The 16,455-nt window shown below is 71.6% G+C and carries 9 protein-coding genes; 2 read left to right on the top strand and 7 right to left on the bottom strand.

Annotated elements, in window-relative coordinates; translation table 11 throughout:
• Window positions 1-3 precede the first annotated feature (3 nt).
• The 5 genes from GPA10_RS34470 to GPA10_RS34450 form a co-directional block, all read right to left on the bottom strand.
• A complete protein-coding gene (locus GPA10_RS34470; protein ID WP_246260299.1) occupies window positions 4-2,079 on the bottom strand; it encodes an ATP-dependent DNA helicase in 2,076 nt (691 codons plus the stop codon).
• A 49-nt stretch (window positions 2,080-2,128) separates the two neighbouring features.
• Complete coding sequence (locus GPA10_RS34465) at window positions 2,129-4,189, bottom strand: IucA/IucC family protein (protein ID WP_343041642.1); 2,061 nt, start codon at window positions 4,187-4,189, stop codon at window positions 2,129-2,131.
• A 65-nt stretch (window positions 4,190-4,254) separates the two neighbouring features.
• Window positions 4,255-5,130 carry a GNAT family N-acetyltransferase gene (locus GPA10_RS34460; protein ID WP_425505866.1) on the bottom strand — a complete coding sequence of 292 codons (876 nt, stop codon included), beginning with the start codon at window positions 5,128-5,130 and terminating at the stop codon, window positions 4,255-4,257.
• A 170-nt stretch (window positions 5,131-5,300) separates the two neighbouring features.
• The gene (locus GPA10_RS34455) at window positions 5,301-7,478 is read right to left on the bottom strand and encodes an IucA/IucC family protein (RefSeq protein WP_157168885.1); all 2,178 of its coding nucleotides are present in this window, start codon (window positions 7,476-7,478) and stop codon (window positions 5,301-5,303) included.
• A gap of 352 nt (window positions 7,479-7,830) precedes the next feature.
• Window positions 7,831-9,429 (bottom strand): diaminobutyrate--2-oxoglutarate transaminase family protein, encoded by a 1,599-nt coding sequence (locus GPA10_RS34450; RefSeq protein ID WP_425505869.1) that lies wholly within the window; start codon window positions 9,427-9,429, stop codon window positions 7,831-7,833.
• Window positions 9,430-10,046: 617 nt separating this feature from the next.
• Between GPA10_RS34450 and GPA10_RS34445 the strand changes: the two genes are divergently transcribed.
• Both GPA10_RS34445 and GPA10_RS34440 read left to right on the top strand, forming a co-directional pair.
• Window positions 10,047-11,270, top strand: coding sequence for a trypsin-like serine peptidase (locus GPA10_RS34445; RefSeq protein ID WP_157168884.1), 1,224 nt, complete (start codon window positions 10,047-10,049; stop codon window positions 11,268-11,270).
• A gap of 210 nt (window positions 11,271-11,480) precedes the next feature.
• Complete coding sequence (locus tag GPA10_RS34440) at window positions 11,481-12,698, top strand: trypsin-like serine peptidase (RefSeq protein WP_157168883.1); 1,218 nt, start codon at window positions 11,481-11,483, stop codon at window positions 12,696-12,698.
• A gap of 209 nt (window positions 12,699-12,907) precedes the next feature.
• On the opposite strand, the gene hflX is transcribed toward GPA10_RS34440, so the two are convergent.
• The gene (gene hflX / locus GPA10_RS34435) at window positions 12,908-14,398 is read right to left on the bottom strand and encodes a GTPase HflX (RefSeq protein ID WP_058852620.1); all 1,491 of its coding nucleotides are present in this window, start codon (window positions 14,396-14,398) and stop codon (window positions 12,908-12,910) included.
• 400 nt (window positions 14,399-14,798) lie between these two features.
• Window positions 14,799-16,322, bottom strand: a complete 1,524-nt coding sequence (locus GPA10_RS34430; protein WP_058852621.1) for a M1 family metallopeptidase — start codon at window positions 16,320-16,322, stop codon at window positions 14,799-14,801.
• Window positions 16,323-16,455 lie beyond the last annotated feature (133 nt).

Genomic DNA, 16,455 nt, shown 5'->3' with positions numbered 1-16,455 from the left:
GGACTAGGCCTCAGCGTCCTCCACAGCGGCATCCTCCACAGCCGCGCCCTTCGCGCCCGCGCCTCGCGCGTCCACGCCCTCGGCATTCGCGCCCTTCGCATGCGCCGCCTTCGCGTCCGTCACCTTCGCCGTCGCGTCGATCGCCGCCAGGGAACGACGCACCTGATTACGGTCCGTCGTGTACCAGAAGTCCGGCAGGGAAGCCCGCAGATAGCTTCCGTAGCGGGCCGTGGCCAGGCGCGGGTCCAGGATCGCCACCACACCGCGGTCCCCCGACGCCCGGACGAGCCGGCCGGCTCCCTGGGCCATCAGCAGTGCCGCGTGCGTCGCCGCGACCGCCATGAAACCGTTCCCGCCCGCGTCGTCCACGGCCTTCTGCCGGGCGCTCATCAGCGGATCGTCGGGGCGCGGGAAGGGGATCTTGTCCATGACGACCAGCTGACAGCTCGTTCCCGGTACGTCGACGCCCTGCCACAGCGACAGCGTGCCGAAGAGACAGGTCTGGGTGTCCGCCGCGAACGCCTTGATCAGCTCGCCCAGCGTCTCCTCGCCCTGCAGCAGGATCGGCATGTCGAGCCTCCCCCGCAGCTCCTCGGCCGCGGACTGCGCGGCCCGCATCGAGGAGAACAGGCCGAGCGTCCGCCCGCCGGCCGCCTGGATCAGCTCCGTGAGCTCATCCAGCATGTCGTCGCGCGTGCCGTCACGCCCCGGCCGGGCCAGGTGCTGCGCCACGTACAGAATGCCCTGTTTGCGATAGTCGAAGGGCGAGCCGACGTCGACGCCCTTCCAGACGGGGGCGTCCTCGGAGCGGGTGCCCTCAGGGGCGAGTCCCAGCGAGGCGCCGACGCCGTTGAAGTCCCCGCCGAGCTTGAGCGTGGCCGACGTGAGGATCACCGAGCGGTCCGTGAAGAGCTTCTCGCGGAGCAGGCCCGACACGGACATGGGCGCCACTCTCAGGGAGGCGCCGAAGCGGTCGTGGCGCTCGTACCACACGACGTCGTACTCGGAGCCGTTCGTGATGCGCTCCGACACGTCGTGGATCGACTCCACGGCGGCCAGGGCCTGCTTGCGGACCGCGTCCTCGTCCTGGACGGACTTGTCACGGGTGGAGCCGAGGGCCGAGATGACCGTGCGGGAGGCGTCCCGCAGGGCCATCAGGGCATAGCCGAGGTCCTCCGGCACCTCTTCGAGGCGTCCTGGCAGTGCCAGCTCCATGAGCCGCTCGAAGCCCTCTGCGGCGGTTTGGAGCTGATCCGCGGCCTTTTCGTTGACGAGCTTCGCCGCTCGGCGCACCGCGCGGTTGACCTGTCCTGGCGTGAGCTCGCCGGTGGCCACTCCGGTGACGCGGGAGACCAGCTCATGGGCCTCGTCCACGATGAGCACCTCGTGCTGGGGCAGGACCGGGGCTCCTTCGATGGCGTCGATCGCGAGCAGTGCGTGGTTGGTGACCACCACCTCGGAGAGCTTCGCCCGCTCGCGGGCCATCTCGGCGAAGCACTCCTGGCCGTACGCGCACTTCGAGGCGCCGAGGCACTCCCGGGAGGATACCGAGACCTGCGCCCAGGCGCGGTCGGAGACGCCAGGGGTGAGGTTGTCGCGGTCTCCGGTCTCCGTCTCGTCGGCCCAGTCCCGCATGCGCAGCAGGTCCCGGCCCAGCTTGCTGGTGGGCGCCGCCGCCTCGAACTGGTCGAAGAGGCCCTCCTCCTCGTCCTGCGGCATGCCTTCGTGGAGGCGGTGCAGGCACAGGTAGTTCGACCGGCCCTTGAGCATGGCGAACTCGGGGCGGCGGCGCAGCAGCGGATGCAGCGCGTCCACCGTGCGCGGCAGGTCGCGTTCCACCAGCTGACGCTGCAGGGCGAGGGTGGCCGTCGCGACGACGACCCGCTCCCCGTGCGCCAGGGCGGGCACCAGATAGCCGAGGGACTTGCCGGTGCCGGTGCCGGCCTGGACAAGGACGTGGGAGCCGTCGTCGATCGCCTCGGCGACGGTCTCGGCCATCGTGACCTGGCCGGGCCGCTCCGTGCCGCCCACGGCGGCGACAGCGGCGTGCAGGAGCTCGGGGAGGGAGGGCTTCGTCATAGCTCGACCACCCTACGACGCCCCACTGACAACGCTGACAACGCGGCGATCAAGGCTGGTGCAGCGGGTTGGGCACGGACCCGTGGACGGCGGCGTGCGGGCGCTCGGCGCGGTCGCGGTAGCCGTCGAGGTGGAGCCGGTTGCGGTTCAGGCACAGGCGCTCGATACGGGGTGTGAGCAGGTCGAACAGCTCGTAGCGTTCCTTCAGCTCCGGGGCGCGCGCCTGATGGCGCAGGATCTCGGCCCGGACCAGGGCCCAGAAGTCCCCTTCGGGGACTCCCAGTTGTTCCTCGCAGAGCGGCGCGAGATAGCGGAAGACACCGACGAAGAGCCCGGCGTGGATGAACTGGGTCAGGAAGGCCGGGGGCTCGGTCAGCAGGATGTCCCGCACGTCGTCGGGCATGGAGGCGTGCTCCGCCACGGGTTCCGCGCTGACGTTGACGTCGTCCACGAAGTCCTTGACCGCGAGGCGTACGGGGACGTCCTTCTCGTCGAAGACGACGATGGCGTTCTCGCCGTGCGGGGAGAAGACCGTTCCGTAGCGGTACAGGAACTGCAGGAGGGGCGGGAGCAGCGCGGCGAACAGGTGCGTCAGCCAGGTGGTGGGCGTCATGCCGGAGCGGTCGACTAGCTCGGCCACGAAGGCGCGGCCCTGTGGATCGGTGTGCAGCAGCGCGGCGAGGGTGCGGGCGCGCTCCCCCGGCGCGAGGTGGCGCGTCAGGGGCTCGCGCCAGATCGCGCCCAACAGTTCCTTGTACTGGTAGGGAACTTCCGGCAGCGAGTCGTACACCGGGTGCTCGACGGCCACGGACGCGACCTCTCCGAGGAGGATCACCCGGCACTCGTCCCGCAGGAAGGGGTCGCTGTCGCGCAGGGCCCGCACCCAGGAGGTGACGGCGGCCGCGGCGAGCGTGCGCTCGGTGGGCAGACCCCGCCAGACCAAGGTGTTGAGGACCGAGAGCGGCAGCTTGACCGTGTGACGCTCGGGGCGGGTGGTGTTCAAGAAGGTCCGGATGGACTGCTGGGGCAGACGCAGATCACCGTCCGAGGGCAGCGGAACGATCATTCCGGCGGCCACGGACGGTGCGAAGAGGGGCAGCACGACGTCGTCCCACTGCCAGGGGTGCACCGGCAGGTACAGGTACTCCCGCGGTTCGAGACCGCGTGCGCGAAGTATGGCCTCGTACGTCTCCCTGGTGGCGGGGTCGAGCTCCCCGGCGTACAGGTCGTCCGGGGCGGCCAGGCCCGGAACGCCCCGGTAGGTGGCGATGGCCGTGTGCACGGCGATCCAGGGGATGGCGGTGGGGGTACGGGCCTCGGGGGCCCACTGCCGCGCATCCGTCGCGGAGAAGCCGATGCGGCCCTTGTTGAGGACGAGCCAGGGGTGGCCGGTCTGGTGGCCTTCGAGTTCCGCGTAGCCGAGGTCGGCGAGCTGTCCCGCGGTCAGGGCGCCGTGGTCGAGCCGGGTGTCGGCGCTCAGGGTCACCGTCAGTTCGCGGATGAGGTGGCCGAGGGTGGCGCCGTCGAGTTCGAGGGTGCGGCGGGCCGCGGTGAGGAAGCGCAGCGGGTCGGTACAGGGGCGTGGGTGGCCGTCGGTGTCGGTGAGGGTCAGGCTCTCCGGTTCCACGCGCCAGCTTCCGTACGAGGCGCGACGGGCACGGAAGGTGAGGCGGGGGCGGGGGCCTCCCGGCGCTGCGGGCTCGTCGAGGAGGACGGTGTAGGTGGCGGCGACGAGGCCTTCGTGCGCGGCGGCGTCGGCGACTCCCTCCCCTTCCTCCGTCTCCTCCTCTACCGCTTCTTCTTCCTCCTCCTCTACCGCTTCTTCCTCCTCCTCTACCGCGCCTGCGCCCTCGTCCCCGGCCGTGTACGCGCCCTCCCCCTTCTGCGCGTCGGCGCTCCGTGCCTCGATCACGGCAGCGGCTCTCTCCTGCCCCGGGGCGGCGCCCCGTACGACGCGTACCGGCCGCAGGATTTCTTCGTACGCGAACTCACCGACGATCTTGGCGAGAAGTCGGCGGCCTGCCGCCTCCCAGCGTTCGCCGGTCAGCTCGGGCGGGTCGTAGAGGTCGAAGGGGCCGCGCGATGTCGCGGGATCGGAAGGATTCGGCACGGGGACTCCTCGGGGAGGGAACCGGATCGGGTGGAGCGGTGTGCTGGAGGTGTGTCGGGCGAGGGTCAGAGCACGGCGCGCAGGGCTCTGTCGCGGATCATGAGCGCCGCGCGCTTGTCGGGCAGATCCACCTCGGCGGCGAAGCGGAAACCGCCGCTGAGGAAGGCGGAGACGGAGGGAGTGTTGCGCAGGTCGGGCTCCGCCACGACCCGTGCGCAGGACGGCCGGTGGTCGAGTACGAGATCGGCTGTCGCCCGCAGCAGGGTGCTGCCGAGGCCGCGGCCGCGGTCGGACACCTGCCCGACGAGGAGGTGGATCCCGGTGTCGTGGGGGCGTGCGGGGTAGTGGCGGGCCAGTGGGTCCAGGTCGGCGCGGTAGATCTCCCAGTAGCTCATGGGGGTGCCGTCCAGGACGCCGAGGCAGGGGACGCTGCGGCCGTCGCCTTCGAGCTGGGGCAGCAGATGTGCCTCGGTGACGGAAGCGGGGCCCGCCAGTTCCCAGAAAGCCGCCACGGCGGGGTCGTTCATCCACCGGCTGATGAGGCGGAGGTCGCGTTCGAGGCGGACGGGTACGAGCTGGAAGACACCCGGGCCGGTGGTGACCGGGCCCCAGGTGGCGATGTGGTCGAGCAGGGCGCCGCGCACCGGGTCGGCCGTGGCTGCGGGTGCGGGTGCGGGTGCGGGTGCCGCCGCGCGGCCGAGGGGTGGGGGGTCCTCGGGGTTTTCGAGGGCTTCCGTGGTTCCGGGAGATCCGGGAACGGCGGGAGCTCCGTGGGTGAGGAGCGAGGTGTGTTCACCGCTGTCGGTGATGAGCGCGACGAGTTCGTCGGGCAACCGCAGATCCAGGGTGTCTTCGCCGTCCGTGGCGGCCGCGGTGGCGGGCTCGGTTCCGGCGTCGGTGCTCGCGGTGCTCGCGTCGGTTCTCGCGTCGGGGGGAGGCACGACGTCGCTCCTCTCGGAGGTGGGGATGCGGCAGGGGTGGGCCTGGTCCTCAGGAAGGGGTCATGGTCATCGGCGGGGGAAGGGGGCGCTGCTGCCAGTGGCGCAAAGAAGGGGGTGTGCGCCGCCGCGGGGAGCGGGGGCGCAGGTGCTGGACGCGGTGTGATGGGGGGTCATGCGTGCAGGGGGTTGGGGATGGTGACGTAGACGGATTGGGTGTCGACGGGGCCGACGAGTTCGTCGAGGCCGTGGAGCCGGGTCAGCAGGTTGGCCTTGCATCGCAGCACGGGTGAGTCGAGCAGCCGCGCGGGGAGGGGGGTGCGGAGCCGGTCGGGTCCCGAGGCGGTGTCTCTGAGGAAGCGGCGGAACGCGGCGAGCAGGATGCGTTCGTCGGCGAGGCGTTCCGCGCCGAGCGCTCCGACGAGGCCGAGCACGTTGTTGATGCCGAGGTAGTAGGCGAAGCGTTCGTCGGTGACCGCGTCGGAGACGAAGGTGTCGCTGACCTGTCCGATGCCGGGGAGCCGTTTGTCGAGCTCGCCGCGGCGGGACTCACGGAAGTAGTAGCCCTGGTTGTCGCGGTAACGGCCGCCGGTGGGCCAGCCGTCGGGGTCGAGCAGCAGGAGGGTGTTCTGCTGGTGGGCCTCCAGGGCGACGCCTGCTTCGCTGTCCAGCCAGAGTACGGGGCGTACGACGCTCTGGAGGTAGCGCAGGAACCACTCCGTGGCGACGGCTCCGCGGGGGCGGCCGGTCCGGCCGGCGAGCCTGGTGATGATCGCGGCGAGCCGGGAGCGCGTGGGCGTCCGGTCGTGCCCGGTGGCGTGGGGGTCGGGCCTGGGCGAGACGAGGCCCGCGACGCAGGTGGCGTCGTCGTCGGGGCGGAACGGGTTGTGCCGGATCATCACGTCGCAGCCGGTGACTGCTTCGCCGTCGGGTCCGGTGACGGCGAGCCAGGCCGGGTCGCGCACCACGTCGAAGCCGGGGTGGGCGGCTTGCCATTGTTCGGCGAGGCCGCTGCGGAGCAGCCGGTGGACCTCGACGCCGCGGTGGAGTTCCTTGCGGAGGTTCTCACGGCGGGAGTTGGTGATGCGCAGGGCGAGCGACAGCTTCAGCATCGCGGGGGTGCCGGAGCGGTAGACGGTGCGTACGGAGGAGGTGGGGTGCCAGGGGTCCCCGTGGGGTCCGAGGTCCTTGAGGAGACCGGCGTCCAGGAGGGCGGCGGTTTCGGGGCGGTGGCGGAGTTCCCGGATCTGCCAGGGGTGCGCGGGCAGGGCCGCGTGTCCGTCCGGCAGGGTCAGGTCGGGGCCGGCCAGGCGGGCCGTGAGCCGGTCGGCCGGGATGGTGCGGCCGCGTTCGGTCCAGGCCGAGTCCATGACGAGCACCGAGGGGTGGACGGCGAGCCAGTGCAGGGGGAAGGCGCCGCGCAGCTCGGGTGAGTAGAGCCGCGATTCGCTGTCGGAGAGGCCTTCGCGGCTCTTCGGGGTCGGGTGCAGGGGGTGGCCGAGGAGCAGGGACTGTTCGGCGGCGAGGAAGCGGTCGGGGGTGTCCGCGGGGTGGTTGCGGCGGTCGCTGATGAAGTCGGCGGTGCGGCGGACGGAGTCGGCGACGCGGGCGACGAGGTCGGCGCCGTCGGTGGCTTCGTGGGTGGTGGGGGTGGTGGGGGCGGCCCTGGTCCGGGACGCGCCCCGCACGGCGACGTTGGCTTCAGTCCTGTCGGCCTCGGTCCCGTTGGCCTCGACCTCGTCGGGATCGGTTCCGTCGGGCTCGTACCCCTCGGGATCGGTTCCGTCGGGCTCTGGCCCGTCGGGCTCGATCGCGTGGGACTCGGCCGGGTGGGACTCGGCCAGGCGGGACTCGGCCGGGTGGGGCACCGTCGTGTGGGCTGTTTCCCGGCTGAGGAGGGCGGCGACGGTTACGGCGTCGGCGGGAGGTGCGGTGTTGGGGCCGTCCTCCAGGTAGGGCAGGCCGAAGCGGTGCCAGCCGGTCGGGGACCAGTAGTCCACGGGGACGAGGAGGGCGGTGCCGCTGCTTTCGAGGGGGACGCGCAGGGCGCCCTGCTCCGGTGCGGCGATGCCCTTCTCCCGTACCCAGCAGCGCAGCAGGTTCTCGACGGCCGCGGCCTGTGCGGCCGTGTGCGGGTCGGGGTGGTCGAGGAGGTCGCGGTGGTCGGCCGTGCTGGGGCGCGGGACCCCGGCCTCCAGGCTGCGGCTCTTCTGCCGTGGGACCGTGCGGGGCTCCGCGGTTCCCGGGGCCTGGGAGGGCTGCGGAGCTTGTGAGGGCTTCGGGGATTGCGTGCCGCGCGCTCCCGATGGGTTGGGCGGGGGACAGCCGTCGGATGCGGGGGTGGCGTTCAAGAGGGTTCCTTGGGTGGTGATCGGGCTCCGTGGCGACGGGCGGCGACTGAGGACAGAGGAACGAGGACCGGCGGACCGCCGGGACAAGGACCGGCGGGACAAGGACCGGCGGGACAAGGACCGGCGGGAGGACCGGCGGGACGGGAACAGCTGGGGCCGGAACGTGTGGGGAGGGCACGCGGCGGGAGGACGCGTACAGAGGACGGATGCGGATGCGGATACAGGTACGGATGCAGGTGCGGATGCGGATGCAGGTGCCGGTACGGATGCAGGTGCGGGTGCGGGTACAGATCCGCTCGGCTGCTGTCCGCCTTGGTCGGGGATCTTGGTCAGGGACCGTGCACGGGAGTGGTCATGAGGTGTTCCGGGTGTCGCGGCCAGAGGGGTTCCGGGTGGGGTGACCTGCGGGGTCGCGGTGGTGGGAACGCTCTGCCGCGGCGAGTGCGTCGGCGAGACGGTCGAGTACCGCGTCCGCTTGTTCATCGGTGATGGTGAGGGGAGGCAGCAGGCGCACGACGCTGGAGTGCCGTCCGCCGAGCTCGACGATGAGCCCGCGGCGCAGGCACTCGTGCTGTACGGCGGCAGCCAGTTCAGGGGCCGGTGGATGCGGGCGGGTGTCGGGTAGGCCGTGCGCGGCCGGGTCGTCCTGGCCCGGCCCCGGGCCCGACCGCGTCGCGGAGGTCGACGCGGCAGCGGACTGCCGGTCCGGCCCGGCGGACGGGCGACCGTATGCGGAAGCGTCGTGCTCACCCCCCAACTGTCCCGCCAACTCTGCCCTGGAAGAGCCCGTTTGACCGCGATTCGGGTCGACGAGTTCGACTCCGAGCATCAGGCCCCGTCCCCGGACATCACCGACACAGGGGTGGTGGGCGGCCAGGGACCGCAGGCCGGTGAGCATGCGGGCGCCGAGTTCCGCGGCGCGCTCGGCGAGGCGGTTCTCCCGTACGTGTGCGAGTGTCGCGGCGCCTGCGGCCATGGCGAGCTGGTTGCCGCGGAAGGTGCCCGCGTGGGCGCCGGGGGGCCAGACGTCGAGGTCGTCGCGGTAGACGACGACGGCGAGGGGCAGGCTGCCGCCGATCGCCTTGGACAGGACGAGCACGTCGGGGACGATGCCGCTGTGGTCGACGGCCCAGAAGGCGCCGGTCCGGCCGACACCGGTCTGCACCTCGTCGGCGATGAGGGGGATCTCCCGGGCCGCGGTGATCTCGCGCATCCGGCGGAGCCAGGCGTCCGGGGCGGGCAGGACGCCGCCCTCGCCCTGTACGGGTTCGAGGATCATGGCGGCGGGCGCGGGGACGCCGGACTTGGTGTCGTCGAGGAGGTTCTCGGTCCAGCGGGCGGCGAGTTCGGCGCCGCGCGGGCCGCCGACGCCGAAGGGGCACCGGTAGTCCTGCGGGTAGGGCAGCCGCGTGACGCGTCCGTCCCGTGCGCCGCCGGAGGCTTCGAGGGCGCCCGCGGTCATGCCGTGGTAGGCGCCGGTGAAGGAGAGCAGCCCGTCCCGTCCGGTGGCGGTGCGGACCAGCTTCAGGGCGGCCTCGACCGCGTCGGTGCCCGCGGGGCCGCAGAACTGGACGCGTGCCCGGTCGGCGAGGGCGGGCGGGAGCGTGCGGAACAGCTCGGTGGTGAAGGCGTCCTTGACGGGGGTGGCGAGGTCGAGGACGTGCAGGGGCGCCCCGGAGTCGAGGACGCCCCGGATGGCTTCGAGCACGACGGGGTGGTTGTGGCCGAGGGCCAGGGTGCCCGCGCCGGAGAGGCAGTCCAGGTAGCGGCGGCCGTCGGCGCCCTCGATGGTCATTCCGCGGGCACGGACGGGCACGATGGGCAGGGCGCGCGCATAGGTGCGCGCGGCGGACTCGCGCGCCGACTGCCGGCGCAGGATGCCCTCGTGCGCCGGCGGCGCGACGGAGGGAGCGGCGGGGCTCGCGGGAGCAGCGGCGTCCCCAGACGCGATGGCGTCCGCAGGCGCGGTGGCATCCCCAGACGCGATGGCGCCCGCAGGCGCGGTGGCGCCCCCAGACGCAATGGCCTCCGCAGGCGCAGTGGCGCCCCCAGACGCAATGGCCACCGCAGGGACAGTGGCGCTCACCACACCCCCGGAGTCCGCGGGCACCGCCTCGGGAGCAGGCTCGATCACGGCCACGGCTGTTGGTCCTCCCGCTGGGACTTGGCGGACTTGGCACGGCCCGGCCGCATGCGGGCGGGCGCGCGAGCGAGTTGACGCGGGGGCTGAACGCGTGCGGCGTGTCCCCCGTACGTACCAACGACGGCGTACGCGCGGGATCACGGGTGTACGGAAGATCCTTGCCGTGACGGAACCGTTGCTGTTCCGTGGGCCGTCCCCAACGGCACCGGCATAGTGTGGGGTGCCGTTCATCAGGACTGAGGTGTTCCGCACCGCGGGCCCCGGGCGTTCAGGAAGACGGACGACCGGGGCCCGAAAGCACGGGCATCGGGGCGCTCCGCACCAGGAGATCCGCGATGGCCGACGTCGTACGGCATGGCATATGGCGTACGACGCGACGATGTACGGCATTTGGAACGATATCGAGGCCCAGGGGGATTCTCACCATGCGACCCATACGTCCGCTCTTCACCTCTCGTCGCGGGAGGAGCGCACGCGGCAGGACGTCCCCCGTGGCCGCCGCCGTCGCGCTCGGCGCGGCACTCGTCCTGACCGCGACGGCCTGCGGTCCGGGCGACGACAACACGGACGACTCCTCCGCCTCGCAGCCGGGCGACGACGACGGCAAGTTCAAGATTCCGGGCGACATCCAGGACCGGCTCAAGGAGCACGGCATCGACCTGGACAAGTGGCGGAACGGCGCCTGGAAGAACTGGGACAAGGACGACTGGCTGCGCGAGGCGGAGGACTTCGTCAACCCGGTCATCGAGGGCCTGTGGGACCCGGACCGCATGCGTGACGCGGACAAGAACCCGGATCGCGGCGTCGACGAGTCCGACATCTCCGGCGACCAGGGCGTCACGGACCCGACTCCGGAGCCCGTCGAGGCCGCGGCCCTGAAGACGCCGTACCACGACCAGGTTCCCGAGGCCGGAAAGCTCTTCTTCGACGGCCCCGAGGGCTCGATGGTCTGCTCGGCGACGGTCGTGAAGGACCCGAAGAACCCGGGTAAGTCCAACATGGTGTGGACCGCGGGCCACTGCGTGCACGCGGGCGCCAAGGGCGGCTGGTACCGCAACATCGCCTTCGTCCCCTCGTACAACGACAGCGGCAGGCCCACCGCCGAGCTGCAGGGCGCGCCCAAGGAAGAGGTCGCTCCGTACGGCGTCTGGTGGGGCGACTGGGCGCAGACGTCCGACCAGTGGATCGAGCAGGGCGGCCCGACGGGCGGCAAGGGTGCCCCGTACGACTTCGCGGTGATCCATGTGACGCCGGAGAAGGGCAGCGAGGGCAAGTCCCTGGAGGAGACCGTGGGCGCGGCCATGCCGGTGGAGTTCAACGCTCCCGCGGTGCCGCAGATCAAGGACATGACGGCGACCGGCTACCCCGCCGCCCCGCCGTTCGACGGCCAGAAGCAGTTCCAGTGCGCGGACAAGCCGGGCCGGCTCTCCATCAGCGAGCCCGACCCGACGATGTACCGCATCGGCTGCACCATGACCGGCGGATCGTCCGGCGGCGGCTGGGTCGCCGCGGGCCAGGACGGGGAGCCCGCGCTGGTGTCCAACACCTCCATCGGCCCGGTGACGGCGGGCTGGCTCGCCGGTCCGCGCCTCGGCGCCGAGGCCAAGGGCATCTACAACGCGGTCAGCAAGAAGTTCGCGGGGCGGTAGCACCCGGTATGCGCACGCGCCGCGTACGCATACCGCGCCGCGTACGCATGCCGCGGCGGGGCGGGGCGGCGAAACCTTCACCGTCCCGCCGCCGTTCGTCCCCGATTCCACAGGCATAGTGGGTGCTCACGTCGGACGAAGCGGCGGACGCCTCGCCCACGCCTGACGCGCACATGGCAAATACCAGTTCTCAACGGGGGTAACAACTCCATGCGTTCCATTCGTGCGCCCTTTGCGCGCAGCGGCCGTCGTGCCGTCCTCGCCGCGACCGGGCTCGCCGCCGCTCTGGCACTCACCGCCACGGCCTGCGGCCCGAGCGACGACAAGGCGAGCGACAAGGCGGACTCCGGCTCGGCGCAGGACGCGGACAAGGGTTCCGACTCCGGCTCCGACTCGGGTGGCGGCCTCACCGGTGACCTCGCCGACCGGCTGAAGAAGCACGGCATCGACCCGGACAAGTGGAAGGACGGTGCCTGGAAGGACTGGAGCAAGGACGACTGGCTGCGCGAGGCCAAGGACTTCGTCAACCCGGTCATAGACGGGCTCTGGAAGCCGGAGCGGATGCAGAAGGCGAAGGACCCGAACAAGACGATCGCGGCGAAGGACGCGACCGCCGATCAGGGCGCGACCGATCCCGAGCCGTCGCCGGTCCGGGCCAAGCCCGAGAAGACGCCGTACCACGAGAACGCCGCCCCGGTCGGCAAGATCTTCTTCGACTCCCCCAAGGGCTCGATGGTCTGCTCCGGCACGGTCGTGAAGGACCCGCGCAACCCGGGCAGGTCCAATCTCGTGTGGACGGCGGGCCACTGCGTGCACGCCGGCGCGCAGGGCGGCTGGTACCGCAACATCACCTTCGTGCCGTCCTACAACGACCTCGGCAAGTCCGAGGCGGCGCTGAGCAACGCGGCGCCGCAGGAGATCGCCCCGTACGGCCAGTGGTGGGCGGACTGGGTCTCCACCTCCGGCGAGTGGATCGACCAGGGTGCCGCTTCGGGCGGTGCGGGCGCTCCGTACGACTACGCCGTGATGCACGTGAAGCCGCAGGAGGGCAGCAAGTCCCTCGAGGAGACCGTGGGCAACGCGCTGGATGTCGACTTCTCGACTCCTTCGGCGCAGAGCGTGAGCTCCATGGGCGCGTGGGGCTACCCGGCAGCGCCGCCGTACGACGGCCTGATGATGCACAAGTGCATCGACAAGCCGGGCCGGCTTTCGCTGGACCCGGCGACGCCGACGATGTACCGCATCGGCTGCACCATGACCGGTGGTTCGTCCGGCGGCGGCTGGTTCCGGGTCGTGGGCGACAAGACCCGGCTCGTGTCCAACACGTCGATCGGCCCGGCCGGGAACACCTGGCTGGCCGGCCCGCAGCTGGGCACCGGGGCGAAGCAGGTCTTCGACATGATGAGCGAGAAGTACGGGTCGCAGTGACCCCGGGCCGCACCGGCCGGGCGCGCTGAACAGGCCGAGCACAGACGCACATGGTGAAGGCCCCGCCCCCTCGCGAGGGGGCGGGGCCTTCACCATGTGCGCGTGCCCGCGTCAGCAGGCCGTGCCGCCGCGGTGAGCGGGGCCTGCGGTCAGTGAGCGGGGCCCGCGGTCAGTGAACGCGGCCCGCGGTCAGTGAACGCGGCCCGCGGTCAGTGCGCCGCGGGAACGAACGGCGCGAGCTCCGCCGCCAGTTCTTCGTGCACCCTGGCCTTGAGCAGCGTGCCCTCGGCGGTGTGCTCCTCGGAGAGCACTTCGCCGTCGGCGTGCGCGCGGGACACGAGCTTGCCGTGGGTGTACGGCACGAGGGCCTCGATCTCGACCTCGGGGCGCGGCAGCTCCGCGTCGATGAGGGCGAGCAGTTCCTCGATGCCGGCGCCGGTGCGCGCGGACACGACGATCGCGTGCTTCTGCGTGCGCAGCAGCCGCTGGACGACGAGCGGGTCGGCCGCGTCCGCCTTGTTGATCACCACGATCTCGGGCACGTCCGTGGCGCCCACGTCGCGGATGACCTCGCGCACGGCTGCCAACTGCTCCTCCGGCGCGGGGTGCGAGCCGTCCACGACGTGCAGGATGAGGTCGGACTCGCCGACTTCCTCCATGGTGGAACGGAACGCCTCCACGAGGTGGTGCGGCAGGTGCCGGACGAAGCCGACCGTGTCGGCCAGGGTGTACAGCCGGCCGCTCGGGGTCTCCGCCCTGCGGACCGTCGGGTCGAGGGTGGCGAACAGGGCGTTCTCCACCAGCACACCCGCGCCGGTGAGGCGGTTGAGCAGGGAGGACTTGCCCGCGTTCGTATATCCGGCGATGGCGACCGAAGGCACCTTGTTGCGCTTGCGCTCCTGGCGCTTGATCTCGCGGCCGGTCTTCATCTCCGCGATCTCCCGGCGCATCTTCGCCATCTTCTCGCGAATCCGTCGCCGGTCGGTCTCGATCTTGGTCTCACCGGGACCACGCGTGGCCATGCCGCCACCGCCGCCGCCACCCATCTGCCGGGAGAGCGACTGGCCCCAGCCGCGGAGCCTCGGCAGCATGTACTGCATCTGCGCGAGGGCCACCTGCGCCTTGCCCTCTCGGGACTTGGCGTGCTGGGCGAAGATGTCGAGGATCAGGGCGGTCCTGTCGACCACCTTGACCTTGACGACGTCCTCGAGGTGGATGAGCTGGCCGGGGCTCAGCTCACCGTCGCACACGACGGTGTCGGCGCCCGTCTCGAGCACGATGTCGCGCAGCTCCAGGGCCTTGCCGGAGCCGATGTACGTGGCCGGGTCCGGCTTGTCGCGGCGCTGGATGACTCCGTCGAGGACGTGCGCGCCCGCGGTCTCCGCGAGTGCGGCCAGCTCGGCGAGGGAGTTCTCCGCGTCGTCGACCGTCCCGGAGGTCCAGACGCCGACGAGCACGACGCGCTCCAGGCGGAGCTGTCGGTACTCGACCTCGGTGACGTCCTCGAGTTCGGTGGAGAGGCCCGCCACGCGGCGCAGGGCCGCGCGCTCGGAGCGGTCGAGCTGATCGCCGTCCCGCGCTCCGTCGATCTCGTGGCTCCAGGCGACGTCCTCTTCCATCAGGGCATCGGCCCGAAGACCTTCGGGGTAGTTCTGCGCGAAGCTCTGTGCGTCCTGGGAAGGGGAAGAAGAGGAGGTCATTGGGTCCTTTACGTCGATGGGAAGTCGATGGGAATCCGTCACGGAGTGCGCGAGCGAGCGTCTGCCGCCCTGTCGCACCGAGCACACCGTCGCGATGTGCGTCGCCTGTGCCACAGCGCCACCCGTCATGTCCGACAACGCTCACGACCCCCCGGAGATTCCCGGGACCAGCCGGAACCGTCCCTGAGATGTCCCCGAGGGGATCTCCCGGACGGGCCGCGCCGTCGACCTGACGATGGTCGCACGGTACGGCCCGTCTCGTCACCTGAGTATTTTCCTCGTGTGTGCCTGGTTCCCCGTGGGCCTGTTCCGTCTCAGGTGTCCGTCTGAGGTGTGCGTCTCAGGTGTCCGTCTGGGATGTCCGACTCGGGTGTCCGACTCGGGTGCCCGACTCAGGTGCCTACTTCTTCGCGGGTGCCGACTTCGCGTCCGGTCCCGTCGTGGTCCAGTCCGGGTGCCCCGGCATCGGCGGTGTCTTCTTGCCGTACAGCCAGCCGTCGAAGAACCCGGTCAGGTCGCGTCCTGCGATGTCGGACGCGAGGCGGACGAAGTCGGCCGTCGTCGCGTTCCCGTCGCGGTAGGTGTGGACCCAGGCCCGCTCCACCGCCTGGAAGGCGGGCCGTCCGATCTCCTGGCGCAGGGCGTACAGCACGAGGGCGCTGCCGTCGTACACGACCGGCCGGAAGATGCTGATCTTCTGGCCGGGCCTGGGGCCCTTGGGCGCGGCAGGCGGCCCGCCGGACGCACGCCAGCGGTCGGAGAGCCGGTAGGCGTAGCGCATGCGCTTCTCCATGGGCTGGCGCGCCTTCTCCTCCGCGTACAGGGCCTCGTACCAGGTGGCGTGCCCCTCGTTCAGCCACAGGTCGGACCAGGTGCCCGGACTGACGCTGTCACCGAACCACTGGTGTGCCAGCTCGTGCACCATGATCGCTTCGACGTACCACTCGGGCAGCTCCGGCCGTGTGAACAGCTCCCGCTCGAAGAGCGACAGCGTCTGCGTCTCCAGCTCGAAGCCGGTCCTGGCGTCGGCGACGAGGACACCGTACGTCTCGAACGGGTAGCGGCCGACCTTGTCCTCCATCCAGGAGATCTGGCCGGGTGTCTTCTTGAGCCAGGGCTCCAGGACCTTGCGGTCCTTCGTCGGCACGACGTCGCGCAGGGGCAGCCTGCCGGGACCGGTGCGGTGCAGCACGGTGGAGCGGCCGATGGACACCTGGGCCAGCTCGGTGGCCATGGGGTGGTGGGTGCGGTACGCCCAGGTGGTCGTGTCGGCGCGGCGTGCCTTGGCCAGGGGCAGGCCGTTGGCGACGGCGGTGAGTCCCTTGGGCGTGGTGACGCGGAAGGTGAACTGCGCCTTGTCCGCGGGGTGGTCGTTGCACGGGAAAACGTGGTGCGCGACGTCGGCCTGGTTGGCCATGGCGAGGCCGTCGCTCGTGCGCACCCAGCCGCCCGCGCCCTTGGGGGACACCGGGTCGCTGGTGTGCCGCACGGTGATCCGCAGCCGCTCGCCCGGCTGCACGGGCGCGTGCGGCGTGACGACCAGGTCCTCGCCTGCGGTGGTGAAGTCGGCGCGGGCGCCGTTCACGTCGACGGACCGGACCTTGCCGTGCGTGAAGTCGAGGTTGACGCGCTCCAGCGGCGCCGTCACGGTGGCGTCGATCTTCGTGATCGCGTCCAGGGGCTTGCTGTTGTCGCCCCGGTAGGTGAAGGCGATGTCGTACGACGTCACGTCGTACCCGGGGTTGCCCAGGTGCGGGAAGAGGCGGTCGCCGATGCCGAGCGGCGCGGCCGGCTGGGGGGCGCTCGCGGCGAGCAGGGCGGCGGAGGTGGCGGTGGCGAGCACGCCGAGCGCGATGCGGACGGCCTTCGGCCGGGACCGGGAGGTCTTCGGGCGGGGCGCCTTGGTGCGGGTGGTGAGGAGCATGAAACACCGCTATCAGCGCGTGCCTTCCCCATCGGGACGGCACGCGCCGGGCCCACCCGAACGAGTCGGCAAGGGGTGGTGCGGGCCTGCGGGAGGGTGCGGCCGGCGCGCCGTCGGCGCTCTTCGTGGGGGG

Source organism: Streptomyces typhae, assembly GCF_009755605.1.
Lineage (GTDB): Bacteria > Actinomycetota > Actinomycetes > Streptomycetales > Streptomycetaceae > Streptomyces > Streptomyces typhae.
The sequence above is the reverse complement of the archived record's forward strand: the minus strand, read 5'-3'. Positions and strand labels throughout refer to the sequence as shown.

Coding starts and splice junctions, on each gene's coding strand:
- GPA10_RS34470 (WP_246260299.1), bottom strand. CDS start 2,079: ATGACGAAGCCCTCCCTCCCCGAGCTCCTGCACGCCGCTGTCGCCGCC.
- GPA10_RS34445 (WP_157168884.1), top strand. CDS start 10,047: ATGCGACCCATACGTCCGCTCTTCACCTCTCGTCGCGGGAGGAGCGCA.
- GPA10_RS34440 (WP_157168883.1), top strand. CDS start 11,481: ATGCGTTCCATTCGTGCGCCCTTTGCGCGCAGCGGCCGTCGTGCCGTC.
- hflX (WP_058852620.1), bottom strand. CDS start 14,398: ATGACCTCCTCTTCTTCCCCTTCCCAGGACGCACAGAGCTTCGCGCAG.
- GPA10_RS34430 (WP_058852621.1), bottom strand. CDS start 16,322: ATGCTCCTCACCACCCGCACCAAGGCGCCCCGCCCGAAGACCTCCCGG.